Here is a 23967-nt window from a genome sequence, read left to right on the forward strand (position 1 = left end):
CGGACCGCCGGGTCGCTCGGCGCAAACGTCAGCAACCAACAGGGCCGCATCGCGCGGCCCTGTTGTTGTCCAGCATGGCGCTGTCGCTCAGGCCAGGCCGGCCTGCTTCATCACTTCGGCGGCGTAGTCCTCGACCACCTTCTCGATGCCTTCGCCCACGGCCAGGCGCTGAAACTGCAGCACCTCGGCGCCGGCGGCCTTCAGCGCGGCTTCCACGGTCTGCTCGGTATTGAGCACGTAGGGCTGGCCGTACAGTGTGTTCTCGTTGACGATCTTGGCGATCTTGCCAGAGATGATTTTTTCCAGGATCGGTTCCGGCTTGGACCGGTCTTTCTCAGACATCTTGGCCAGCTCGATTTCCTTTTCCTTGGCGATGAACGCGGCCGGCACGTCGCTGGCCTTGTTGTACGGCGGATTCATCGCGGCGATGTGCATGGCGATACCGCGCGCCAGTTCATCATTGCCACCCTTCAACTCGACCAGCACGCCGATGCGCGCGCCGTGCACATAGGCCGCAACCGCGTGGCTGCTGTCCACGTGCGCCATGCGCCGTACCTGCACGTTTTCGCCGACCTTGGCGATCAGCCAGGCACGCGCTTCCTCGACCGTCGGGCCATACGATGTCTTCTCGGACTTCAGTGCCTCGACGTCGCGGGCGCCGCTGCTGAGCGCGGTCCTGGCCACTTCGTCGGTGAACTTGACGAAGTTTTCGTCCTTGGCGACAAAGTCGGTCTCGGAGTTGATCTCGACCAGCACCGCCTTGCCGGCGTGCCGGGCCATGGCGATGCGGCCCTCGGCGGCGACGCGGCTGGCTTTCTTGTCGGCCTTGGCCAGACCCTGCTTGCGCAGCCACTCGGCGGCGGTGTCGATGTCGCCGGCGTTTTCGGTCAGCGCCTTCTTGCATTCCATCATGCCGGCGCCGGTGCGCTCGCGCAGTTCCTTGACCGTCTGTGCGGTGATCTGCATGCGTGTTTCCTCGATAGACGAAAGCCCGCGCGATAGTGTGCGCGCGGGCGGGGACAGCGGGATGACGCTGCGCTTACTCGCTGGCGGCGGGGCCGGCGTCGGTGCTGCGGCCACGGCCGCCACGCGGCGGACGCGCGTCGCGGCGATCGCGATCGCCGGGCTTGCCGGCGTTGCGGCGCGGCGGCGCCTTGCGGCGCGCGGCATCGTCGGTTTCCTTGGCCACCGGGTTGCCGGCGGCGTCGAGTTCGACGAAGTCGTTCTCGTCGCCCTGCGCGGCGGCCGGTGCGGCGGCCTTGCCCTCGAGGATGGCGTCGGCGGCAGCGCGTGCGTAAAGCTGCACGGCGCGGATCGCGTCGTCATTGCCGGGGATGGCGTAATCGACCAGCGCCGGGTCGTAGTTGGTATCGACCACGGCGACCACCGGGATGCCCAGCTTCTTGGCCTCGAGCACGGCGATGTTTTCGTAGCCGATGTCGATCACGAACAGCGCGTCGGGCAGGCGCGCCATGTTCTTGATGCCGCCCAGCGATTTCTGCAGCTTGTCGCGCTCGCGGCGCAGGCGCAGCACTTCGTGCTTGACCAGCTTTTCGAAGCGGCCATCGGTTTCCATGGCTTCCAGCTCCTTGAGCCTGGCCACCGACTGCTTGATGGTGCGGAAGTTGGTCAGCGTGCCGCCCAGCCAGCGTTGTGTCACGTAGGGCATGCTGCAGCGCTGCGCCTCGGTTTCCAGCGCCTCGCGCGCGGAGCGCTTGGTGCCGACGAACATCACCGTGCCGCCGCGCTTCTGCGCCACGCCGGAGAGGAAGTTCATGGCGTCGCCGAACAGCGGCATGGTCTTTTCGAGATTGATGATGTGAATCTTGCCGCGGGCGCCGAAAATGTACGGGCCCATCTTGGGATTCCAGTAGCGCGTCTGGTGGCCGAAATGCACGCCGGCTTCCAGCATCTGGCGCATGGTGACTTGGGACATGGTGAACTCCGAAAGGGCCTTGTGGCCCGCAGGGTTGGGACCTCCACGCATCCCCCGTCCGACCCTGGCAGGGCAGGCCCGGCGGCGTCATCGTGGAGGCGATGCGCTGTCGACCCTTGCCACGCCAAGGCACCCCGGAGCGGGTGCCGATACGTGTGCGGATTTGGCCGGGTGGCCGTTTCGAGTGACGCCGCGAGCGGTTACACTCGAGCCTGTGCAGGCCCGGTTGGGCCATGCAAAGCCTTGAAATGTTAGCGGGTAACCCGCGTGGATGGCAAGTGATGCGCAGTCCTGAGCGTGCCGTGGCGGTGCTGCCGAAGAGCCCCGCCGATATCGAAAAGATGCGCGAGGCCGGGCGCCTCGCCGCCGAAGTGCTGGCGATCCTCAAGCCGCACGTGCGCCCCGGCGTGAGTACCGAGGAACTGGACCGCATCGCCTACGAGCATATCGTCAACGTGCAGCAGGCCATCCCGGCCAACGTCGGCTACCGCGGTTTCCCCAAGACCCTGTGCACCTCGGTCAACCACGTCATCTGCCACGGCATCCCCAACGCCGGCAAGATCCTCAAGGACGGCGACATCGTCAATTGCGATGTCACCGTGATCAAGGACGGCTGGCACGGCGACACCAGCCGCATGTACTGCGTCGGCACGCCCAGCGTGCTGGGCAAGCGCCTGGTGGACACCACCTACGACGCGATGATGGCCGGCATCCGCGCGGTGCGCCCCGGCGCCACGCTGGGTGATGTCGGCCACGCCATCCAGCAGGTGGCCGAGGCGGCGGGCTTTACCATCGTGCGCGAGTATTGCGGCCACGGCATCGGGCGCGTCTATCACGACGATCCGCAGGTGTTGCACTACGGCAAGCCCGGTACCGGCCTGCGCCTGGAAAGCGGCATGACCTTCACCGTCGAGCCCATGGTCAACGCCGGCAAGGCGCTTACGCGCGTGCTGCCGGATGGCTGGACGGTGGTGACCAAGGACCACTCGCTGTCGGCGCAGTGGGAGCACACCGTGGCCGTGACCGGGGACGGCTTCGAGATCCTCACGCCCTGGCCGGACGCGGCCTGAGCCGGGCGCCGCGCAGCCTTCGCCGCGCGCTCCGCACGCCATGAGCAGCGCGTCCACGAGCGTCATTCCGCCGTCGCCGCGCCTGCCTGAGGCAGTGCCGCGCAGCGGCTTGTCCGACGAAGCGCGTCTGGCGCTGCGCCAACTGCTGGCCGACTACGCGCGTGCCTTGGCGCTGGCCTTTGCCGCCGGTGCCGAGGCGCGCGCGCTGGGCGCGGCGCACGCGGCGCTAGTGTCGCGCGTGGTGGCGCAGGTGTGGACGCTGCACCTGGGCGAACCAGTCGGGCTGGCGCTGTTCGCGCAGGGTGGTTTCGGGCGCGGGCGCCTGTATCCGCATTCCGATATCGATTTGCTGGTGCTGGCGCGCGACGAGTCCGTGCCGGTTTCGCGCGGGCTGGAGCGCGTGTTCGCGGTGCTCTGGGATCTGGGCCTGAAGCCGGCGCAGGCGGTGCGCACGCTGGCCGCGCAGCACGCGCTGGCGGCGCAGGATTTGAGTGTGTACACCGCGCAAATGGAGGCGCGCTGGCTGGGCGGGGATCGCGCGCTGGTCGGCATGCCTGCCGCGCTGCTCGGCGACACGGCGCTGTGGCCACTGCCGCGATTCCTGGCCGCGCGCCTGCACGAGCAGGCGCAGCGCCGCGCACGCCGCGGCGACGGCAGCTATCGCCTGGAACCGGATCTGAAGGACGGCCCCGGCGGCTTGCGCCAGCTCGACCTGCTGTACTGGCTGGGGCAGCGCATGGGACTGCCACGCGAGTTGCCGGCGCTGGCGCACGCGGGCCTGCTGGATGCCGCCGCCGCCGCCGCGCTGGAATCCGCCGAGGCGCTGCTGGCGCGCGATCGCTACGCCCTGCACCTGCAGGCCGGACGCGCCGAGGAGCGCCTGCTGTTCGATCATCAGCGCGCGCTGGCGCAGCAGCTCGGCTACCGCGACGATGCCGGCGCGCTGGCGGTCGAGCGTTTCATGCAGGACTACTACCGCGCCGCGGCCAGCGTCGAAACGCTGGTCGACGAGGCCGCCCAGCGCCTGGCCTGGCAGCTCGATCCGCCGCCCGCACCGATTGCGCTGGATGACGACTGGCAGCGGCGTGGCGCCGCGCTGGAACCGCGCGCGGCGGACCTGTTCCGGCGCCGCCCGGCGGCGCTGGTCGAGGGTGCGCTGCGCCTGGATGCCGCGGCCGGCATCGAGGCCTTCAGTGCCGACGCCGCGGGCGCCATGCGCGGCGCGCTGCACGCACTGCCGCGCGGCGCGCTGGCGCAGGATGCCGCCGCGCTGCGTGCGTTCGATGCCCTGTTGCACCGTGGCGCGGCGGCGCCGCCGGCACTGACCGCGCTGGCGCGCGGCGGCGTGCTCGGCGCGCTGATCCCCGCCTTCGCCGCGGTCAGCGGACGCATGCAGTACGACCTGTTCCACCAGTACACGGTCGATGCACACACGCTGCGCGTGCTGGCGCAACTGGCACTGTTCGCCACGCCGGCGGCGGCACTCGAATTCGCGCTGGCGCACGCGCTGTGGCAACGCCAGCAACGTGTGCCGGTGCTGCTGCTGGCCGCGCTGTTCCACGACATCGCCAAGGGTCGCGGCGGCGATCACAGCGAACTGGGCGAGATCGAGGTGCGCGGTTTCGCGCAACGCCTGGGCTGGACCGAGGGCGATATTGACAGCGCCGCGTTCCTGGTGCGCTGGCACCTGCTGCTCAGTCAGACCGCACAGCGCCAGGACATCGGTGACCCGCAGGTGGTGCAGGTCTTCGCCGCGCGGGTGGGCGACGTGCAGCGCCTGGAAATGCTGTATCTGCTGACCGTGGCCGATATCGTCGGTACCAGCGCGAGGCTGTGGAACGGTTTCAAGGATCGCCTGCTGGCCGATCTATACCAGGCCGCGCGGCACGTGCTCACCGGCACTGACGCGAGCCTCGACGAAATCGCGCGCGCCGCGGCCTGCCGCACCGCCGCGCACGCGCAACTGCTGGCCGCAGGCCACGCCGCGGCAGCGATCGAGCAGTTGTGGGAGGACTTCCCGGCGGCCGCGTTCGTGCGCCAGGGCGCGGCGCAGGTAGCCTGGCAAAGCGCCGCGCTGCTGGCCGCGCCTGGCAGGCTGCCCGTGGTCGCGGCGCAGCCGCATGCCGCGCGCGGGGCGCTGGAAGTGTTCTTCCTTGCCGCCGATCGCGACGGCCTGTTCGCCGCGGCCACCGCGGCGCTGGAGGGTGAGGGCTACGCGGTGCAGGAGGCGCGCATCCTCGGCACGCCCAGCGGGCGTGCGCTGGACAGTTTCGTGCTGCTGGATGCGCACGGCGCCGGCCACGATGCCGCATGCATCGCGCGTCTGTGCAAGCGGCTGGAGGCCGCGCTGCGTGCGCCCGGCACGCCGCGCATCGCGCAGACCGTGCCGCGGCGCCTGCGCCACTTCCAGCGCGCGCCGCGCATCCACTGCGAGCCGGCACGCGCCGGCACGCGCACGCGCCTGGCGCTGCGCGGCAGCGACCGTCCCGGCCTGCTGGCCGACATCGCCGAGGCCTTCGTGGCCAGTGGCGTACGCGTGCACGACGCGCGCATTGCCACCTTCGGCGATATCGCCGAGGATTATTTCGAGCTGACCGATCGCCACGACCGCCCGCTGGATGCCGCGCAGTGCGAACGATTGCGTGCCGCGCTGCTGGCGCGGCTGGGCCCCGCCGCCACCGCGGCGGCCGTTTCCCGACTGGCACTGCGAGAACCCGATGAACACGCTTGAAACCACCATCGAACAGGCCTGGGCGGCGCGCGAGCAGCTCGACGCGCATGCCATCGAGACCACGCTGGCGCCCGCGCTGGAGCAGGTACTGGAGCTGCTGGAAAGCGGTGCCGTGCGCGTGGCCGAGCCGGACGGCCAGGGCGGCTGGCGCGTCAACACCTGGCTGAAGCAGGCGGTGCTGCTGTATTTCCGCGTGCACGGCAGCCGTCTGATGAGTGGTGGCGCGATGGCCGCGTGGGACAAGGTGCCACTGCGTTTCGCCGATGCCAGCACGACCGGGATGCGTGCGCTGGGCGCGCGCGTGGTGCCGGGCGCGCTGGTGCGGCGCGGCGCGTTCATCGGCAAGGACGCGGTGCTGATGCCGAGTTACCTCAACATCGGCGCCCACGTCGGCGCCGGCACCATGGTCGACACCTGGGCTACCGTGGGATCGTGCGCGCAGATCGGCGCGCACGTGCACCTCTCCGGCGGCGTCGGCATCGGCGGCGTGCTCGAGCCGCTGCAGGCCGCGCCCACCATCATCGAGGACGACTGCTTCATCGGCGCGCGCTCGGAAGTGGTCGAGGGCGTCATCGTCGAGCGCGGCAGCGTCATCGGCATGGGTGTGTTCCTCGGCCAGAGCACGCGCATCTACGACCGTGCCAGCGGTCAGGTGCACTACGGCCGCGTGCCGGCCGGCAGCGTGGTGGTGGCCGGCAGCCTGCCCGCGGCGGACGGATCGCACAGCCTGTATGCGGCGATCATCGTCAAGCAGGTGGATGCGAAAACGCGCGCCAAGACGAGCATCAACGAGCTGCTGCGGAGCGCGTGATGGGCTACACGCTGCATGGCCTGGACAAGTGCGACACCTGTGCCAAGGCGCGGCGCTGGCTGGATCGTCACGGCGTGGATTACCGCTTCATCGACTACCGCGCGCAGCGCCCCGAGCCGGACACGCTGCGCGACTGGGCGCGGCAGATCGGTGGCTGGGACAAACTGGTCAACAAGAGCGGGCCGACCTGGCGCAACTTGCTGCCGCAGCGCAAGAACCCGGCCTCCGATGCCGAATGGACGTTGCTGATCCGCGAGCATCCGCCGCTGCTGCGCCGGCCGCTGGTGCTGCGCGGCGATGCCCTGCTGGGCGTCGGCTTCAACGAGCGCCTGTTCGGCGGCTGGTTCGCCGACGCTGCGCTGACATCCAGTGGGCATTCGACAAAATAGGATTCTTCGAGCGAACCGCCAGGTCGTTCTGGCGCGTCATCCCCGCGCGAAGCTGGCTCGTCATCCCCGCGCAGAGCCTGCCTCCGCAAAGGCGGCGGCGGGGATCCAGTCACGCGCCGGATAGCCATTTGCCCGGCGCGTCATCCCCGATAGCTGACCGCAATTTCTGAAACCGCCGCCGCGCGCTGCTGGCTACAATGCCGGCACGGGGGGAACCGGAGAGCGCCATGGCGACATACCGGATTCTCAGTTTCGATGGGGGTGGTTTGCGCGGGGTGGTGACGGCGGTGCTGTTGCAGCGCCTGCAGGCCATGCGCCCCGATCTGCTCGCCAATGTCGCGTTGATGGCCGGCACCTCCACCGGCGGGCTGATCGCGCTGGGGCTGCGTCGCGGCCTGTCGCCCACCGCGCTGCGCGACATGTACCTGCAACATGGCGCGCAGATCTTCGACGCCGGCCCATGGTGGCGCCTGCGCAGCCTGGGCACGCTGGCCGGCGCGCGCTATCCCGCCGGCGGGCGCGAGCAGGTACTGCGCGAGCTGCTGGGCGCCGACACGCGCCTGGACCAGCTTTCCGGCGCGGTGCTGATCACCGCCTTCGACCTCGACCCGCAGGCCGTCGATCCGGCGCAGGCCAGTTGGAAGCCCAAGCTGTTCCACAACCTGTCCGGCAGCGACAGCGACGGCGCCCGGCTGGCATGGCAGGTGGGCATGGCAACCAGCGCCGCGCCCACGTATTTCCCCAGCTTCGACGGTTACGTGGACGGTGGCGTGTACGCCAACAACCCGGCCATGTGCGCGCTGGCGCAGACGCAGGACCCGCGCAGCGGCGGCCCGGTGCCGTGGGACGACATCCGCCTGCTGTCGCTGGGCACCGGCATCGTGCGCACCGTGGTGCCTGGGCAGACGCTGGACTGGGGCTACCTGCAGTGGGCGCCCAAGCTGGTGGCGCTGCTGTCCGACGGCGTCAGCGGCATCGCCGATTACCTGTCAAGACCCGTCTGGTTCTTTAATTGCCTGACGAAGATTTCGGGATGATTCTTGCGCCACAGGTCCATGGCTTGTCGAGGCGTGCGGTGACCCAGCGCGCGTTGCGGGAGGTGGTCGTTGTAGAGCTTGGCGTAGCGTTCGAGCGTGGTCTGCAAATCCTCGCGCGAGCGGAAGTGCGTGGTCGCCAGGATGTCGCTGATGCGCCCATTGAAGCGCTCGACCATGCCGTTGGTTTGCGGGTGACGCGGCTTGGTGAGCCGGTGCTCGATGCCGAGCAGGGCGCACTCACGATCGAAGGCGTGCTCGCCCGTGGGTTTCTTGCTCTTGGCGGTGAAGCGGTCGGTGAACTGGCTGCCGTTGTCGGTCAGCAGCTTGACGATCTTCATCGGTGCGGTCGCGTACAGGCGGCGCAGGAAGTCGCTGCTGCTGGCCTCGCTCTGGTCGGCGTAGATGCGCAGGAAAACCCAGCGGGTGGCGCGGTCGATGGCGACGAACAGGTAGCGCCGGGCGCTCTCGTCGGCCATCTGTGGCAGGTACTTGATGTCCATGTGCACGAAGCCCGGCGCGTAATCCTTGAAGGTCTTGCGCACGATCGGCGCGTCCTTGTCCTCCACCGGGCGCCGGTTCAAGCCGTGGCGCGTCAGGCAGCGCATCAGGCCGGAGCGCGACACCGCCGGGTTGAGGAATTCACGCACCACCACCAGCAGGTCGTCCAGCGGCAACCACAGGGTGCGACGGATCTCCATCGCCACCGCCTCCTGGGCCGAGGTCAGCGTGCAGTGCAGGGTCTGCGGGCGGTGCGAGCGGTCCGCCGTCGCATCACGCTGGCGCCACTTGCGCACCGTGGGCGGCGTCAGGCCGTAGCGGCGCGCCAGTTCGGCATCGCTCAGGGCCTGATCGGCAGCACGCAGCTCGGCGCGTATGCGCGGCGTGGTGCGGGCCAATGGATGTAGCGTCAGCGGCATGCGATGGCTCCAAGCACGTGGTAAAGATGACTCATCGCATCACGCGCAGCGCTCAGACGCCAGACACGCTGCAAGATAGAATCACACGGAGCCTGACAATTACCAGTGCCGCATGATGCTGGGCGCTGGCCAGTACCAGCGCTACGCGCCCTGCCTGCCGCCGCAGCACAACGTGGCCATGGACGATGTGGACGCGTTGCCCTGGCTGGTGGAATGGGCCGAGGCCTTGCCGCTGGAACCGCTGCAGGCGTGGCTGGATGCAGCGTGGTTTTAGCGCGATGTCCGCGCGCGCATGCGTGCACGCATGACATCGAGCAAGCGCGGCGGCGGCGCGGTGCCGGGTTCACTTGCCGCTGCGGATTCAGGGTGGGAGGATGCCGCCAAGGTCATCGCCACAGCAGGGGTACAGGCTGCGAGATTAGGCGGCGGGTATAGACGGTGCGATGGCTGGAAGCCCTTGATTCGTGCAGGACTGTTCCGATCGCCGACGTCCATGCACGTAGATTAGGCGCCGGAACTAGGCGCCATTTCACAACCGAATAGTAGTTAGGTGCGACATGGAACTTCTAGGCACGACAATCACCTTGGTGGGCTTCATAGGCATGGCCTGCCTTCTGCCAGTTGCTTGGACGCTCTCGCACAAGTTGTTCAAGCGCCTCCGCACCGACCATCACGCCACTTGGGTCAAATTAGGCCAGCCGGCCTTTCCCGGCAATGCAGGCGCAGTTACGCTATGGCGCACACGTAAGTGGCTCAAGGTCAATCATTCGCTGCTCGGCGACCCAACGCTGGAGTCTTGGTACAAATTGCAGCACAAGGTTCGACCGCTTTATTTGTGCTTTTTCGCTCTCGCAATAGTTGGCTTTATCATGCTTATGGCTTACGGTCGCACCTAACCATTCCATAAGAGACTTCCCGTCAACGCCGCGCGCTTGAGGTTCTTGCCTTGAGCTTTCGGGCCATGGCTGGTCATCGTGTTGTCCTCTTTGCTGCGTCGTGCGTGTCAGTGCTGCGTGGTGATGCAACGAATGTCAGACTGCATTTCCATAAACGGTCTTGTTGCGCCGCTGATGCTGGCGCGGACCAGGGTATAAACCGCACCCGGAGACCTCGTTCGTCTTTCGGTATCGTCGGTGTTCGGGGATCAGCCGAAACACGGGGTGACGTCCGGCAGGTTAGTCAGGTTCTCTCCGGGTCGGTCTGACCGTTGTCGACCACTTCGCGCTGACGTGAAAGGATGTGCGTTCGTGTCATGCCATGCCGGCGATCCTCACCGCGCGCTTGCCGGCCGGGCGCTGCACCATCGGGTGCTTCAGCCACGCCTCGGCGTCGTAGGCTTCCTCGCGCGCCAGCATCGCCCACAGTTGCCGCGCGTGTTTGTTCGCAATCGCCACCAGCAGCTTGCCGAACGGCATCCGACACGCCAGTTGGCGGATCCAGATCTGCTCGGGCGTGGCCCGATCCTGTGCAGTCACCTTGGCGCGCTGCAGGCTGCTGCGCGCGCCCTGGATCAGCAGCGTGCGCAGGTAGGCATCGCCGCGGCAACTGATCGTGCCCAGGCGGGTGTGCCCGCCGCTGGAGTGCTGGGTCGGCACCAGGCCGAGCCATGCGGCCAGTTGCCGGCCGTTCTTGAACTCCTTGGCCGAGCCGACGCTCGCCACCATCGCATCGGCGGTGAGCGGGCCAATGCCGATCAGCGCGCGCAGCCGCACGCAGCGCTCATCCGCCTTGGCGTGCGCTTCGATGCGCGCATCGCACGCGGCGATGCGGTCGCGCACCTGCGCCCAGTGCGCGCTGAGATCGCGCAGCAGTTCCTTCAGCTCCGCAGGCAACGATGCCGCTGCGTCGAGATCCGCCAAGGCGATGCGCAACGCCCGGTCACCCTGCGCCATCACGATGCCAAACTCGGCCAGCAGACCGCGCAGGCGGTTGCTGATCTCCAGCCCTTCGGTCTTGTAGCCCTCGCGCACGCGATGCCATGCCAGCCGCGCCTGCTGCTCGACCGACTTGACCGGCACAAAGCGCATGTTGCCCTGGCGTGCCGCCGTGGCAATCGCCTCGGCGTCGTTGCGGTCGTTCTTCAGTGTGCGGCTCTTGCGGAACGGCGTCACGAACTGCGCCGCCATCAAGCGCGGCTGCAGACCGACCTCCAAACAGCGCCGCGCCCAATGGTGCGCGCCACTGCATGCCTCCATCGCCACCACGGTGCCGGCCGGCACCTGCGCCAGCCACAGCGCAAACGCTTCACGCCCGAGATCCTGCCGCCGCTGCACGTGTCCGGCGCCATCCACCGCACATACGGAAAACAGGTTCTTCGCCAAATCCACGCCCATGGTTATATGTCAGGCTCCGTGTGATTCTATCTTGCAGCGTGTCTGGCGTCTGAGCGCTGCGCGTGATGCGATGAGTCATCTTTACCACGTGCTTGGAGCCATCGCATGCCGCTGACGCTACATCCATTGGCCCGCACCACGCCGCGCATACGCGCCGAGCTGCGTGCTGCCGATCAGGCCCTGAGCGATGCCGAACTGGCGCGCCGCTACGGCCTGACGCCGCCCACGGTGCGCAAGTGGCGCCAGCGTGATGCGACGGCGGACCGCTCGCACCGCCCGCAGACCCTGCACTGCACGCTGACCTCGGCCCAGGAGGCGGTGGCGATGGAGATCCGTCGCACCCTGTGGTTGCCGCTGGACGACCTGCTGGTGGTGGTGCGTGAATTCCTCAACCCGGCGGTGTCGCGCTCCGGCCTGATGCGCTGCCTGACGCGCCACGGCTTGAACCGGCGCCCGGTGGAGGACAAGGACGCGCCGATCGTGCGCAAGACCTTCAAGGATTACGCGCCGGGCTTCGTGCACATGGACATCAAGTACCTGCCACAGATGGCCGACGAGAGCGCCCGGCGCTACCTGTTCGTCGCCATCGACCGCGCCACCCGCTGGGTTTTCCTGCGCATCTACGCCGACCAGAGCGAGGCCAGCAGCAGCGACTTCCTGCGCCGCCTGTACGCGACCGCACCGATGAAGATCGTCAAGCTGCTGACCGACAACGGCAGCCAGTTCACCGACCGCTTCACCGCCAAGAGCAAGAAACCCACGGGCGAGCACGCCTTCGATCGTGAGTGCGCCCTGCTCGGCATCGAGCACCGGCTCACCAAGCCGCGTCACCCGCAAACCAACGGCATGGTCGAGCGCTTCAATGGGCGCATCAGCGACATCCTGGCGACCACGCACTTCCGCTCGCGCGAGGATTTGCAGACCACGCTCGAACGCTACGCCAAGCTCTACAACGACCACCTCCCGCAACGCGCGCTGGGTCACCGCACGCCTCGACAAGCCATGGACCTGTGGCGCAAGAATCATCCCGAAATCTTCGTCAGGCAATTAAAGAACCAGACGGGTCTTGACAGTTATAGTGCTCATCGAGACTTCCCCTTCTGCTGACGGTTGTAAAAACCATCATGGCCCTCGAGGCCGTTGGAAGCGGGAAGTCTCTTTTTACTCGTCCAAGCGGACGCGCGAAAAGCCGCGCACCGATTAACTCCAGCGTTAGGTTGCAGGGGATAGTTTTGACTAAAGACGAAATAGAAGAAATCCGCATTGACATCACAGCTGGCAAAGAAAATGCCCTGTCCATGCAAATGTGTCGTGACGGAACAGTTGGTCGTCGTGGCAGTGGCCAAGTCCCAGCTATTCCCGCCGTGGTTCTGGGCATGTCGGACGCTAGCTGGTTCTTACAGCTTGTCGAGGGTCTAGACGACCGCCTGTTTGCCCGCGCAGGCGTCTATGACCTACCGGGCAAAAAAGGTCTTCCGTTACTTACACGGTAGTTTTTCTTGGCGGCAACGCCACGAGCCGCACTGTTCTTTGTGGGTTCCGGTTTGTCACTGGCAGCGAGTCTCTCGCTGGCGACTCGCTACTTCCCTATTTCGATAATTTCGTGGGTAAGGCAGTGCAGTTCACGGAGCAGTGGTATCAGGACAATTTGGCAAAACAGCGCGGCAATGCAACCTAACATTTCCATAAGAGACTTCCCGTCAACGCCGCGCGCTTGAGGTTCTTGCCTTGAGCTTTCGGGCCATGGCTGGTCATCGTGTTGTCCTCTTTGCTGCGTCGTGCGTGTCAGTGCTGCGTGGTGATGCAACGAATGTCAGACTGCATTTCCATAAACGGTCTTGTTGCGCCGCTGATGCTGGCGCGGACCAGGGTATAAACCGCACCCGGAGACCTCGTTCGTCTTTCGGTATCGTCGGTGTTCGGGGATCAGCCGAAACACGGGGTGACGTCCGGCAGGTTAGTCAGGTTCTCTCCGGGTCGGTCTGACCGTTGTCGACCACTTCGCGCTGACGTGAAAGGATGTGCGTTCGTGTCATGCCATGCCGGCGATCCTCACCGCGCGCTTGCCGGCCGGGCGCTGCACCATCGGGTGCTTCAGCCACGCCTCGGCGTCGTAGGCTTCCTCGCGCGCCAGCATCGCCCACAGTTGCCGCGCGTGTTTGTTCGCAATCGCCACCAGCAGCTTGCCGAACGGCATCCGACACGCCAGTTGGCGGATCCAGATCTGCTCGGGCGTGGCCCGATCCTGTGCACCCAAGTTCGACATCTTCGAGCGGAGATTTTGCTCTGAAGGTGTGTCGCGACAAGGGTTTTGGCTCGTCCGAAGCGGCCATGCTGTAGTGACACGTTATTTAGCAGAGTATGCTCAGTAGCGTTATTTTGTGCAGTAGAGTGGCGACATGTTCGTCAAGCTCACCCGTTCCGGTCCGCGCAGCTACGTCAAGCTCGTGGAGGCGTACCGCGATGATCGCGGGGTCTCCCGCCAGCGCGTCGTCGCCACGCTGGGTCGCCTGGAGCAGGTCCGCACCGGCGGGGCCGATGCCCTGATTCGCGGTCTGCACCGCGTCATCGACGGCGAGGAGCCGCAGGCGCCCTCGGTGCGCTTTGCCCCGGCGCTGGCGGTGGGCGACACGTGGATGCTGCACGCGCTGTGGCACAAGCTGGGCTGGGACGAGGCGTTTCGCCGGGTGCTGCGCAACGCTCACGGCGCCTTCGATGCCGAGCGATTGCTCCGGGTGATGGTCTTCAACCGGCTGTGCGATGCCACGTCCAAGCTCGGCGTCTTGCGCTGGCTCGAAGGCACCCGGGTGCCGGGAGTCGACAGCACCTCGGTCACGCACCAGCGGCTGTTGCGCACCATGGACACGCTGGCCGAGCGCAGTGAGGCGATGCAGCGCACCCTGGCGGCGGTGCTGCGGCCGCTGGTCGATCAGGACCTGTCGATCGTGTTCTACGACATGACGACGATCGGCATGGAGGGCCAGAGTGAGGTGCCCGGCGAGATTCGCCAGTTCGGCCTGTCCAAGGACGGCGGCATCCGCCGGCAGGTCATGCTCGGCGTCGTGCAGACCGCCGAAGGCTTGCCCATTGCGCATCGCGTGTGGGCGGGCAACACGGCCGAGGCGCCGACGCTGCATGCCGTCATCGACGAGATCCTGGCCCTCTACCCGGTCAAGCGCGTCGTGCTGGTGGCCGACCGCGGCCTGCTCAGCCTGGACAACCTGGAATGGCTGCAGACGGTGCGCATCGGCAAGACGGCGCAACCCCTGGAGTTCATCCTGGCCGTGCCGGGTCGCCGCTATGGGGAGTTCAACGAGATCCTCGGCGCCGTGCAGGCCGAGCACTGCGTGCAGGCCAAGGACGAGGTCATCGGCGAGACGTCCTGGCAGGGTCTGCGCCTGGTCTGGGCGCACGAACCGCAGGCGGCTGCACAGCAGAGCGCCGCACGGCGCCAGACCATCGAGACGCTGACGCAGCAAGCCGAGCTGCGCGCCGGCAAGCTCGACGCCCAGGACGCCGGCGCCGCTTTCAAGGGTCGGCGCCTGAGCGACTCGGGCGCCAAGGCATGGCTGTTCCGCGCCGTCAGCGACGCCCATCTGGGATCGATCATCAAGGTCGACCTGCAGTCCGACCGGTTCGCCTACACCGAGGACGAGGCCGCGCTCAAGCGCGCCGAACTCAACGACGGCAAGCTGCTGCTGGTGACCAACACCACGGACCTCGATCCCGCCGAAGTGATCGCGCGCTACAAGTCGCTGGCCGACATCGAACGTGGCTTCCGGGTGCTCAAGTCCGAGATCGAGATCGCCCCGGTGTTCCACCGCCTGCCCGACCGCATCCGCGCCCACGCCCTGATCTGCTTCATGGCGCTGGTGCTGTACCGCGTGCTGCGCATGCAGCTCAAGTCCACTGGCAGTTACTACTCCCCCGAGCGCGCGCTCGAAATCGCCCGCCGCATCCAGCTCCACCAGGTGCGCATCGCCGGCCAGGGTGCCGCCAGCGGCCTGACCGACCTGAGCCCCGAGCAGCTTGCCCTGTTCGACCAACTTCAACTCGACATCCCGACCAGAGAACCCTTCGACATCGCCCCGTAGTGCCAATTTCGATCGCCTGAACATAGGCGGATCAATGCCTTGCACAAAAATATGTCGAACTCGGGTGTGCAGTCACCTTGGCGCGCTGCAGGCTGCTGCGCGCGCCCTGGATCAGCAGCGTGCGCAGGTAGGCATCGCCGCGGCAACTGATCGTGCCCAGGCGGGTGTGCCCGCCGCTGGAGTGCTGGGTCGGCACCAGGCCGAGCCATGCGGCCAGTTGCCGGCCGTTCTTGAACTCCTTGGCCGAGCCGACGCTCGCCACCATCGCATCGGCGGTGAGCGGGCCAATGCCGATCAGCGCGCGCAGCCGCACGCAGCGCTCATCCGCCTTGGCGTGCGCTTCGATGCGCGCATCGCACGCGGCGATGCGGTCGCGCACCTGCGCCCAGTGCGCGCTGAGATCGCGCAGCAGTTCCTTCAGCTCCGCAGGCAACGATGCCGCTGCGTCGAGATCCGCCAAGGCGATGCGCAACGCCCGGTCACCCTGCGCCATCACGATGCCAAACTCGGCCAGCAGACCGCGCAGGCGGTTGCTGATCTCCAGCCCTTCGGTCTTGTAGCCCTCGCGCACGCGATGCCATGCCAGCCGCGCCTGCTGCTCGACCGACTTGACCGGCACAAAGCGCATGTTGCCCTGGCGTGCCGCCGTGGCAATCGCCTCGGCGTCGTTGCGGTCGTTCTTCAGTGTGCGGCTCTTGCGGAACGGCGTCACGAACTGCGCCGCCATCAAGCGCGGCTGCAGACCGACCTCCAAACAGCGCCGCGCCCAATGGTGCGCGCCACTGCATGCCTCCATCGCCACCACGGTGCCGGCCGGCACCTGCGCCAGCCACAGCGCAAACGCTTCACGCCCGAGATCCTGCCGCCGCTGCACGTGTCCGGCGCCATCCACCGCACATACGGAAAACAGGTTCTTCGCCAAATCCACGCCCATGGTTATAGTGCTCATCGAGACTTCCCCTTCTGCTGACGGTTGTAAAAACCATCATGGCCCTCGAGGCCGTTGGAAGCGGGAAGTCTCTTTTTACTCGTTCAAGGCGGACGGCTTCGCCGCCGCTTAACTCTGGCGTTAGCGCCCACGGGAAACATTGATGCAACTCAGGCAGGTTGGCCAGACCGTCATACAACCTACGCATCGAGCCACCTGCCATTGCGGTGCGGTGGTGTTGGAGCTGGAGCTTCCGGATGGCATGGTCAACCCGAGACGGTGCGATTGTTCGTACTGTCGGCGCAGAGGCACTATCGTGGCATCTGTTCCGCTCGGCGGGCTGCATGTGGTCAAAGGCGCGGAGCATCTCAAGGTCTACCAATTCAACACGCGCACGGCCAAGCACTATTTCTGCTCTGTCTGCGGCATACACACCCATCATCAGCGCCGTTCCGACCCAGAGCAGTACGGCTACAACGTGGGTTGCCTTGAGGGCGTCAACCCTTTCGACATTCAGGAGGTTCCCACCAATGATGGTGTCAATCACCCTTCCGATATGCGTGGGCGCTAACAACTCCCGGTAGGGTTCTTCGAGCGGAGGGGCTCGCAGCAGGCTTCTGAGTTTTGGGTGCCATTCTTGTATCGCGACGCACTTGAGTTAGAGCAGGGCTCCGTAAGTGACGGGTAACTCGTTTAAGCCAAGCCCGCTTCGCGGCTTCAGCTTTCGCATGAGCTACACTAGCGCAAAGCCTCACCACTTCACAGTGCGGTTCAACTCAGGCGTTAGCTTTCTCAAGGAACTTCTCATATGAACGAGGAAAAAGTAGCAAGAATTTGTTGGAACACGAACAATTGGCAGTATCCTTCGGGCAAGGCCGGCAAGGTTGCCAATACCAGTTCAGGCGCATATGAAACTAGGACAGGCTACGGGCACGAGGAATGGTTGTTTGACGTAAGCAAGTTAGTCAATGGTTTCCATTACGCATATATCCAAGCTATTGGCCAACATCGTGAAAAATATGAAGGAAAACGGTTCAATCTCTCTTTTTACTCAATCAACAGCGCAAAGAAAGAGCGCTACTGGCTGGGGGCGGTACACAACGTTCATGTCGTTAGCCCTGATGAATCCAAATCAGTGCATTCAGCATATAGAAAAAATGGATGGCTCAAACAGATGTACAGCCAACTGGATTCTGTGGGCGCCGATGTCAAGGAATTCAAGGGCATTGAGCCAGAGGATTTTTGCTGTATAAAATTTCGCCCACGAGACATGCATTTGCTCGAAGAGCCGATGTTTTTCTTGTTCGGCGATTCCGCCATAACGTCAGATTATTACAACCTTAAGAATAAAACCGGTAATCCACGCCGAATAGAAATAAACGAGTTCGTGTTTACTGCCGTGGCTACGGCAAAAAACGGAAAGCTACAGCTAACTATCGGAGCCATGCCAAGGATATCGACCTAGTTCACAATAAAATGCAAGAGCTTATTTTCATACAACTTAATAAAGATCATGGTAGTCAGAACGTGTCTTGCGAGCAAGACACAGGTTTTGGTACAAAGATTGATGTTGCTGTTAAGTTATCCGATGGGTACACGTTTTATGAGCTGAAGACCGCGAACACTTCAAAGCAATGCATTCGAGAAGCACTCTCACAACTCTTGGAGTACGCCTACTACCCCCTTGCAAGCCGGGCTTCAAGGCTAGTGATCGTTGCGCCGGTAGCTTTATCTGAGGACTCCAGAAAGTACCTGAGTCATCTTAGAAGTAAGTTCTCGCTTCCGCTGTATTACAGAATGTTCGATTTTGAATCAGGGAAACTCGGCGTTGAGGAATGAGGAAGCGAACATTTCGCTGCAGCTTACTGTCAGCCCACTACGCGGTCTGTCGGCGGCTGAGCTCAGGCGTTGACTTTTACTAATCGTGAGGGTGAATATCATGATGTGTCATATTGCGATCGCATTGGTGCTATGGGTAGTTCTTACCGCTGCTGCGTTCTTTGTTATTCAACGGTACAAATCCGAGCGTGCGTCTCTCATTGGCGGCTCAACCTTTTTATTCGGTGCGTTAGCTGCTGTGCTTATTGTGCCCGTATTTCTTGGCATCAACGATGGCTGCAACACAGATGTATGCTTACAGAACAAAGAAATGGCGAGCGCATTAGTCACCTTCTTCATAATCAGCTGGGGAGCTTTCGGTGCAAATCTGCTCTCCGCATGTATTAGCCACAAATAAGCCTAAAAACCATCATTGCCCTCGAGACCGTAAGGTGAGGAAGTCTCTTTTTATTCGTTCATGGCGGATGGCTCTGCCACCGCTTAGCTCAAGTGTTAGCCATCACAGGGGAGATCATCGTGAACTGGAAGCACGTGACTGGCGTAATAGCGATTCTCATGGCCATATTTATCGGGCCATTCGTAATCTCAGGTAACAGCTTAGCCCAAGCGATGTATGGACTACTTACGGCGGCGGTCGCAACGGCAATTGGTGTATGGGCTTCGTGGAACTATTCGCGCAACTCGGACAAAGAGCGCCTCACGCGCTATGGCCTGCTGGCATGGCGCAATGTAGACGCCCTTTCAGTCAAGGTTCGCCAGCAAATTCAAGTCGGTTCGGCAAATATTGACATGCTGCAATCATGGTTGCTAGACATTGATCAGGCTAAATGGGGCTGGCGTGATTTGCTCCGTGAGCTATTTGAATTGCAAGAGCGACTCGAGTTGGAGCGCGAAGAAATCTCACAGAAGTACAAGGACAAAATCGACGCGACTGAGAGCGAAAGTGAGCGAAAGAAGTTAGAGGGTCAAAGCAGAATTGAACTAGCAAAGATTAGCGCTCGCGCTCCGCTACCCATTCCAGAAAAGCAACAAGTTGCCTGCCCAAGCTGTGGAAATTCAGTTGAATTCATACTGGGCACGGAGACCGGCGCGAGCGCTTGGCCTATGTGCGACGGATGTGGCGCGATTTTCCCTGTGCACCGCAAATCGGAGACCGATGTCGCAGTCAACGCTGATGCACTCAAACTTCCCGTGTCGAAGAATTGTCCGCATTGTTCGGCTACAAACGAGTGGAAGATACCGGTCAATCGTTCAGTGCACTTCTTGTACCACTGCACTTCTTGCTTCAAAGCCATGCAGTGTCATGGTACTGCGTCAGACTTCACCGTCACTTTGCCCGTCGGTGATGGCTAACAATTCTACAAGAGACTTCCCGTCAATACCGTCCGCTTGATGCTCTTGCCTTGAGCTTTCAGGCTTTTGCTGGTGGTCGTGTTGTCCTTGTTGCAGCGTGCTGCTGTGTCAGTGCAATGCGGTGTTCAACGTTGCCAGACTGCATTTCCTTCCCACAGGGACTTCCTGCGGTCGTAAACGGTCTTGTTGAGCCATCGCCGCTGGCGCGGACCAGGGTATGAACCGCGCCCGCAGACCTCGTTCGCTCATCGGTGTCGGCGGTGTTGATGATGCGCGAAGTTTGAGGGCAGTTGCAGTGCCAAGAACAGGCAAAACCGAACGGCCGCGAGTTCCGTCGCGGCCGTTTGCTTCAACTCAGGCGTTCGACCGCGCCGCACCTGCGCGCCAGTCGAGGCAATGACCCGGCTTCCGTTCAAGACCTCCGGGCGCGGGTCACCGCTTCAGTGGCTCGCCCGCATGCCGATGGCGCTGCCCAGGAACCCCCAGTTGTCGGCATCGTGGCGCAGGTGTTTGTGCACCGGCATGTAGATGTGGCTGGTGGCCGTGGCCACATGCAGCAGGATGGGATTGGCGCAGCCCTGGTCGTGCTGCATCTGTGCGGCAAACTTGTACGCGTTGCTGGGCACCACGCGGTCGTCATCGGTGGATGTGGTGATGATGGTCGGCGGGTAGCACACCCCTTTCTTGAGATTCTGCAGGGGCGAGTAGGCGTACAGCCACTTGAAGTCGGCCGCGCTCTTGTCGGCGTCGCCGTATTCGGAGATCCAGTATTCGCCGCCGGAGAATTTCTGGAAGCGCAGCATGTCCAGCACGCCATGGCCGATGTACACCGCGCCAAACAGGTGCGGGTGCTCGGTCACGCTGGCGCCGGTCAGCAGGCCGCCGTTGGAGTAGCCCATGATCGCCAGGTGCGGTGTCGTGGTGTAGTGGTGCGCGATCAGCCAGCGCGCGGCATTGGCGAAGTCGTCGAACACGTTCTGCTTGTTCTGCAGCATGCCGGCGCGGTGCCAGGCCTGGCCATACACGCCGCCGCCGCGCAGGTTGGGCATGGCGTACACGCCGCCCATGCGCAGCCAGGTGGCGATGGCCGGGCTGAAGTAGGGCGGCACGGTGATGTCGAAGCCGCCGTAGCCGTACAGCACCGTGGGGTTCGTGCCGTCCAGCGCCAGGCCCTTGCGATGCACGATGAACATCGGCACCTCGACGCCGCCGGTCGATGGATAGAACACCTGCTGCACCACGTAGTGATCGGGGTCGAAGCGCACCTGCGGCTTGAAGAACACCCGCGCCTTGCCGCTGGCGACGTCATAGTGCTCGATCTCGCCGGGGCGCAGGAACGAGGTGAACGCGAAATACACATCGGGCGAGTCGTCGCGCGCCGAGATGCCGTCGACGGTGCCCATCGCATCCGGCAGCGGCACGTCGCGAATGAGCTTGCCGGCGGTGGTGTACAGCGCCAGGCGGCTCTTGTCGACGACCGCGCGGTGCACCAGCAGGCGGCCGTCGGCGAGGTGCACCGAGGTCAGCACCGTGCCGGTCTGCTGCGGGATCACGGTGCGCCAGTGCGCCGGCGCCGGATCCTTCATGTCGACCGCGATCAGGCGCCCCAGCGGCGCGTCCTGGTCGGTCTGCACATACAGCGTGTCGCCCTGCGTGCCGACTGGCGTGAACGAGCCGTCGTCCGCGGTGAACAGCGGGCGCACCGGGGCGCCGATATCGGGATGTCCTGGATTGCCCAGATCGACGTAGTACAGCTCGTTGCTGGTGATGCGGAACTGGAAGTCGATGAACAGGTAGCGGCCGTTCTGCGAGGTCGAGCCGTCGATGATCCACTCAGGCTTGTCGGGACGCCGGTAGATGAGCTGGTCATCCGCCTGCGGCTTGTTGATCCAGTGGTAGTACAGCGCCTGGTTGGCCAGACGCTGCGCGATGGCCTGGCCCTTGGGCGGCTGCGGATAGCGCGAGTAGAAAAAGCCCGCGCTGTTGTGCGTCCAGCTGAGCCCGGAAAACTTCACCCAGCGCACGACATCGGGCAGCGTCTTGCCGGTGGCCACGTCCATGACGTGGATGGTCTGCCAGTCGGAGCCGCCCACCGACAGCGCGTAGGCGAGATAGCGTCCATTGGGCGAGGGCACGTAATCGGCCAGCGCGATACCACCGTGGCGCGAGAGATGGTTCGGGTCCAGCAGCATGCGCGGCTTGCCATCCGGGCCGCGCTGCACGTACACCACCGATTGATTCTGGACCCCCGAGTTGCGGCTGAAGAACAGCCACGGCCCGCGCTGGATCGGCGGCGATTCCTTGGGGTAATTCCACAGCTGCGCGAGCTTGTTGTAGAACTCGGCGCGCAGCGGCAGGCTGTCGAGATAAGCGTTGGTCAGCTTGTTCTCGGCGGCGATCCACGGGCCGAGCCGGGGATCACCGAGATTCTCCATCCACTGGTAGGGCGCGGGGACTTTCGTGCCGAAGTAGTTGTTCACCGTGTTGTCGCGCGGCGCGGGCGGGTAGCTCAATGGTGCAGCTTGCGCGGCGAGGGACAGGCCACCGGCAACAAGTGCAAGTGACGCGCACAGCGTCCGGATCAGAAAATTGGATTTCACCGCGAGCTCCCGCATGGCATGACCGCGCTCAATCTAGCGCCGCGCGCGGAGGCGGCCGTCCTGTTGTCGATAACGTAAGGAATTCGGCATGTGCGCGCGGGCTCGCCGCCCGCGTGTCGACCCCGCCGCGCTGCGTGTCGATGCTGCGACATTGCGATCAAATACCGGGAATGGTCACTGGATCCCCGCCCCCGCCTTCGCGGGGGCAGGCTCTGCGCGGGCGACGGTGCTGCTGGTGTGCAGGAACGACGGGGTTCCGTATCAGGCGTCCCCGGCAGCGTCCAGCACGAACCATTGCGCGACGCGTGCGCGCGCCGCGGCCGGGTCGGCGGCGGCGTGGCTGAATTCGTTGGTGTTCGGCGAGTACGCGTAATCCGCGGCCCAGGTTGGCGCATGCGCGACGATCTCGCGCACGGCATGCAGCGTGTGCTCGATATCCGCCGTGGTCGTGCCGGGGTGGAAGGACAGACGCACCCAGCCGGGTTTCTGCGACAGGTCGCCGTGCTCGATGCGATCGGTGATGGCGCGCGAGCGCGACGGATCGACATGCAGCAGGTAATGCCCATACGTGCCGGCGCAGGAGCAGCCGCCGCGCGCCTGCACGCCGAAGCGGTCATTGAGCAACTGCACCATGAGGTTGTAGTGCACGTTCTCGACATAGAACGAGAAGATCGCCAGGCGCTCGCGCTGCGCCGGGGCCATGACATGCACGCCGGCGATGGCGTGCAGCGCATCGATGACGCGCGGCACGATGGCCTGCTCGCGGCGCTGCATGGCGGCAACGCCCATCTGCGTCTTCAGCTGCACCGCCAGCGCGGCCTTGATGGTCTGCAGGAATCCCGGCGTGCCGGCGTCCTCGCGCGCCTCGATGTCGTCGAGGAACGAATAGCCGCCCCAGGGGTTGGTCCAGTTGACCGTGCCGCCGCCGGAATCGTCCGGCGTGCGGTTGCGGTACAGCCCGCGATTGAAGATCAGCACGCCCGCCGCGCCCGGGCCGCCGAGGAATTTGTGCGGCGAAAACAGCACCGCGTCCAGATAGGCCTCCGCATCGGCCGGGTGCATGTCGATCTCGACGTAAGGCGCCGAGGCGGCGAAATCGACGAACACCACGCCGTCGGCGCGGTGCATCCGTTTGGCCATGGCGTGGTAGGGCGTGGCGATGCCGGTGACGTTGGAGCAGGCGGTGAACGAGCCGATCTTCAGCGGCCGCGCGCGGTATTCGTGCAGCAGCGCGTCGAAAGCCGCCAGATCCACCAGGCCGTCGCGGTCGGGTGGAATCACCACGACATCGGCGAGCGATTCCAGCCACGAGGTGTGGTTGGAGTGATGCTCCATGTGGGTGATGAACACCACCGGGCGTTCGGCCTCGGGCACGCGGATGAAACGGCGCAGGCTCTCCGGCGCCTTCAGGCCGAGGATGCGCTGGAACTTGTTCATCGCCCCGGTCATGCCCGAGCCGGCGCACAGGATCACATCGTCCGGCCCGGCGTGGACGTGCGCCTTGATCAGCTCGCGCGCCTGGTGATAGGCCAGCGTCATCAGGCGCCCGGTTTCGCTGCTTTCCGAGTGCGTGTTGCCGACGAACGGGCCGAAACGCTGCAGCAGCCGCTGCTCGATCGGCGCGTACAGGCGCCCGCTGGCGGTCCAGTCGGCGTAGATCAGGCGCTGCTCGCCGTAGGGCGAGCGGAAGGTCTGGTCCTGGCCCACGGTATGCGCCCGGTAGGGCGCGAAATAGTGTTCGAGAGCATCCATCATCGATTGCCGATCAAGCCCGGTCGCGCGGCGGCCGGATTGCCTCAAGCATAACCCGCGCTGCCCGCGCGGGCCTGCGTGCGGCCACGCGGCGCCACTGGGCAGGGCCGTGTGCCCGCGCATCGCCCTGCCATCATTGCGCCCGCTGCGGCTGACCGCCGATCGCGCGCTGGCGCG

The 23967-nt window shown here is 64.8% G+C and carries 19 protein-coding genes and 2 pseudogenes; 13 read left to right on the forward strand and 8 right to left on the reverse strand.

The genetic code is table 11. The features are described from left to right. Positions 1-87 precede the first annotated feature (87 nt). Positions 88-966, reverse strand: a complete 879-nt coding sequence (tsf, locus tag Mschef_RS06980) for a translation elongation factor Ts (RefSeq protein WP_081127123.1) — start codon at positions 964-966, stop codon at positions 88-90. A 73-nt stretch (positions 967-1039) separates the two neighbouring features. After that, the gene (gene rpsB / locus Mschef_RS06985; protein WP_081127124.1) at positions 1040-1936 is read right to left on the reverse strand and encodes a 30S ribosomal protein S2; all 897 of its coding nucleotides are present in this window, start codon (positions 1934-1936) and stop codon (positions 1040-1042) included. Between the two features lie 281 nt (positions 1937-2217). On the opposite strand from rpsB, the gene map reads away from it, so the two are divergent. The 5 genes from map (at position 2218) to Mschef_RS07010 (ending at position 7974) form a co-directional block, all read left to right on the forward strand. Next, positions 2218-3006 (forward strand): type I methionyl aminopeptidase, encoded by a 789-nt coding sequence (gene map / locus Mschef_RS06990; protein ID WP_425480112.1) that lies wholly within the window; start codon positions 2218-2220, stop codon positions 3004-3006. A gap of 40 nt (positions 3007-3046) precedes the next feature. Continuing rightward, a complete protein-coding gene (gene glnD, locus Mschef_RS06995) occupies positions 3047-5737 on the forward strand; it encodes a [protein-PII] uridylyltransferase (protein WP_081127125.1) in 2691 nt (896 codons plus the stop codon). Next, positions 5724-6548, forward strand: a complete 825-nt coding sequence (dapD, locus tag Mschef_RS07000) for a 2,3,4,5-tetrahydropyridine-2,6-dicarboxylate N-succinyltransferase (RefSeq protein WP_081129889.1) — start codon at positions 5724-5726, stop codon at positions 6546-6548. The genes glnD and dapD overlap by 14 nt, the downstream gene beginning before the upstream one ends. Continuing rightward, positions 6548-6937, forward strand: a complete 390-nt coding sequence (locus Mschef_RS07005; RefSeq protein WP_081127126.1) for a Spx/MgsR family RNA polymerase-binding regulatory protein — start codon at positions 6548-6550, stop codon at positions 6935-6937. The genes dapD and Mschef_RS07005 overlap by 1 nt, the downstream gene beginning before the upstream one ends. Before the next feature lie 227 nt (positions 6938-7164). Continuing rightward, positions 7165-7974 carry a patatin-like phospholipase family protein gene (locus Mschef_RS07010; RefSeq protein WP_176212419.1) on the forward strand — a complete coding sequence of 270 codons (810 nt, stop codon included), beginning with the start codon at positions 7165-7167 and terminating at the stop codon, positions 7972-7974. Here Mschef_RS07010 and Mschef_RS07015 read toward each other — a convergent pair. Continuing rightward, on the reverse strand, positions 7920-8891 hold the full coding sequence (locus tag Mschef_RS07015; protein WP_081127128.1) for an IS481 family transposase: 972 nt from the start codon (positions 8889-8891) through the stop codon (positions 7920-7922). The two genes, Mschef_RS07010 and Mschef_RS07015, sit on opposite strands and share 55 nt — an antisense overlap. 112 nt (positions 8892-9003) lie before the next feature. Between Mschef_RS07015 and Mschef_RS17650 the strand changes: the two genes are divergently transcribed. After that, a complete protein-coding gene (locus Mschef_RS17650) occupies positions 9004-9165 on the forward strand; it encodes a hypothetical protein (RefSeq protein WP_176212420.1) in 162 nt (53 codons plus the stop codon). A 283-nt stretch (positions 9166-9448) separates the two neighbouring features. Next, positions 9449-9787: a hypothetical protein gene (locus Mschef_RS07020; RefSeq protein ID WP_081127129.1), complete on the forward strand. Its 339-nt coding sequence runs from the start codon at positions 9449-9451 to the stop codon at positions 9785-9787. Between the two features lie 354 nt (positions 9788-10141). Here the strand turns inward: Mschef_RS07020 and Mschef_RS07025 are convergent, their stop codons facing one another. Next, positions 10142-11224 carry an IS110 family RNA-guided transposase gene (locus Mschef_RS07025; RefSeq protein ID WP_081127130.1) on the reverse strand — a complete coding sequence of 361 codons (1083 nt, stop codon included), beginning with the start codon at positions 11222-11224 and terminating at the stop codon, positions 10142-10144. Positions 11225-11329: 105 nt separating this feature from the next. Between Mschef_RS07025 and Mschef_RS07030 the strand changes: the two genes are divergently transcribed. After that, positions 11330-12331: an IS481 family transposase gene (locus Mschef_RS07030; RefSeq protein WP_081127131.1), complete on the forward strand. Its 1002-nt coding sequence runs from the start codon at positions 11330-11332 to the stop codon at positions 12329-12331. A gap of 925 nt (positions 12332-13256) precedes the next feature. Here the strand turns inward: Mschef_RS07030 and Mschef_RS07035 are convergent. Next, positions 13257-13466: pseudogene (locus tag Mschef_RS07035) on the reverse strand (IS110 family transposase); the annotation flags it as partial. Positions 13467-13623: 157 nt separating this feature from the next. On the opposite strand from Mschef_RS07035, the gene Mschef_RS07040 reads away from it, so the two are divergent. Continuing rightward, entirely contained in the window at positions 13624-15318 is a 1695-nt protein-coding gene (locus Mschef_RS07040; protein WP_081126280.1) for an IS1634 family transposase, read from the forward strand. A 52-nt stretch (positions 15319-15370) separates the two neighbouring features. On the opposite strand, the pseudogene Mschef_RS07045 reads toward Mschef_RS07040, so the two are convergent. Beyond that, positions 15371-16267, reverse strand: a pseudogene (locus Mschef_RS07045) (IS110 family RNA-guided transposase); the annotation flags it as partial. A 142-nt stretch (positions 16268-16409) separates the two neighbouring features. On the opposite strand from Mschef_RS07045, the gene Mschef_RS07050 reads away from it, so the two are divergent. The 4 genes from Mschef_RS07050 to Mschef_RS17200 all read left to right on the forward strand — a co-directional run bounded on the left by Mschef_RS07050 (position 16410) and on the right by Mschef_RS17200 (position 19438). After that, the gene (locus tag Mschef_RS07050; protein WP_081127133.1) at positions 16410-16817 is read left to right on the forward strand and encodes a GFA family protein; all 408 of its coding nucleotides are present in this window, start codon (positions 16410-16412) and stop codon (positions 16815-16817) included. Positions 16818-17054: 237 nt separating this feature from the next. Continuing rightward, on the forward strand, positions 17055-17711 hold the full coding sequence (locus Mschef_RS17950) for a hypothetical protein (RefSeq protein WP_197686752.1): 657 nt from the start codon (positions 17055-17057) through the stop codon (positions 17709-17711). A 465-nt stretch (positions 17712-18176) separates the two neighbouring features. Continuing rightward, a complete protein-coding gene (locus Mschef_RS17195; RefSeq protein ID WP_136256580.1) occupies positions 18177-18482 on the forward strand; it encodes a hypothetical protein in 306 nt (101 codons plus the stop codon). Between the two features lie 119 nt (positions 18483-18601). Continuing rightward, positions 18602-19438 (forward strand): hypothetical protein, encoded by an 837-nt coding sequence (locus tag Mschef_RS17200; RefSeq protein ID WP_136256581.1) that lies wholly within the window; start codon positions 18602-18604, stop codon positions 19436-19438. Positions 19439-19878: 440 nt separating this feature from the next. On the opposite strand, the gene Mschef_RS07060 is transcribed toward Mschef_RS17200, so the two are convergent. Both Mschef_RS07060 and Mschef_RS07065 read right to left on the reverse strand, forming a co-directional pair. After that, positions 19879-22038 carry a prolyl oligopeptidase family serine peptidase gene (locus tag Mschef_RS07060; protein WP_197686753.1) on the reverse strand — a complete coding sequence of 720 codons (2160 nt, stop codon included), beginning with the start codon at positions 22036-22038 and terminating at the stop codon, positions 19879-19881. Between the two features lie 261 nt (positions 22039-22299). Next, on the reverse strand, positions 22300-23790 hold the full coding sequence (locus tag Mschef_RS07065; protein WP_081129890.1) for an aminotransferase class V-fold PLP-dependent enzyme: 1491 nt from the start codon (positions 23788-23790) through the stop codon (positions 22300-22302). Positions 23791-23967 lie beyond the last annotated feature (177 nt).

The sequence above is a fragment of the Metallibacterium scheffleri genome, assembly GCF_002077135.1.
In the GTDB taxonomy this organism is placed as follows: domain Bacteria; phylum Pseudomonadota; class Gammaproteobacteria; order Xanthomonadales; family Rhodanobacteraceae; genus Metallibacterium; species Metallibacterium scheffleri.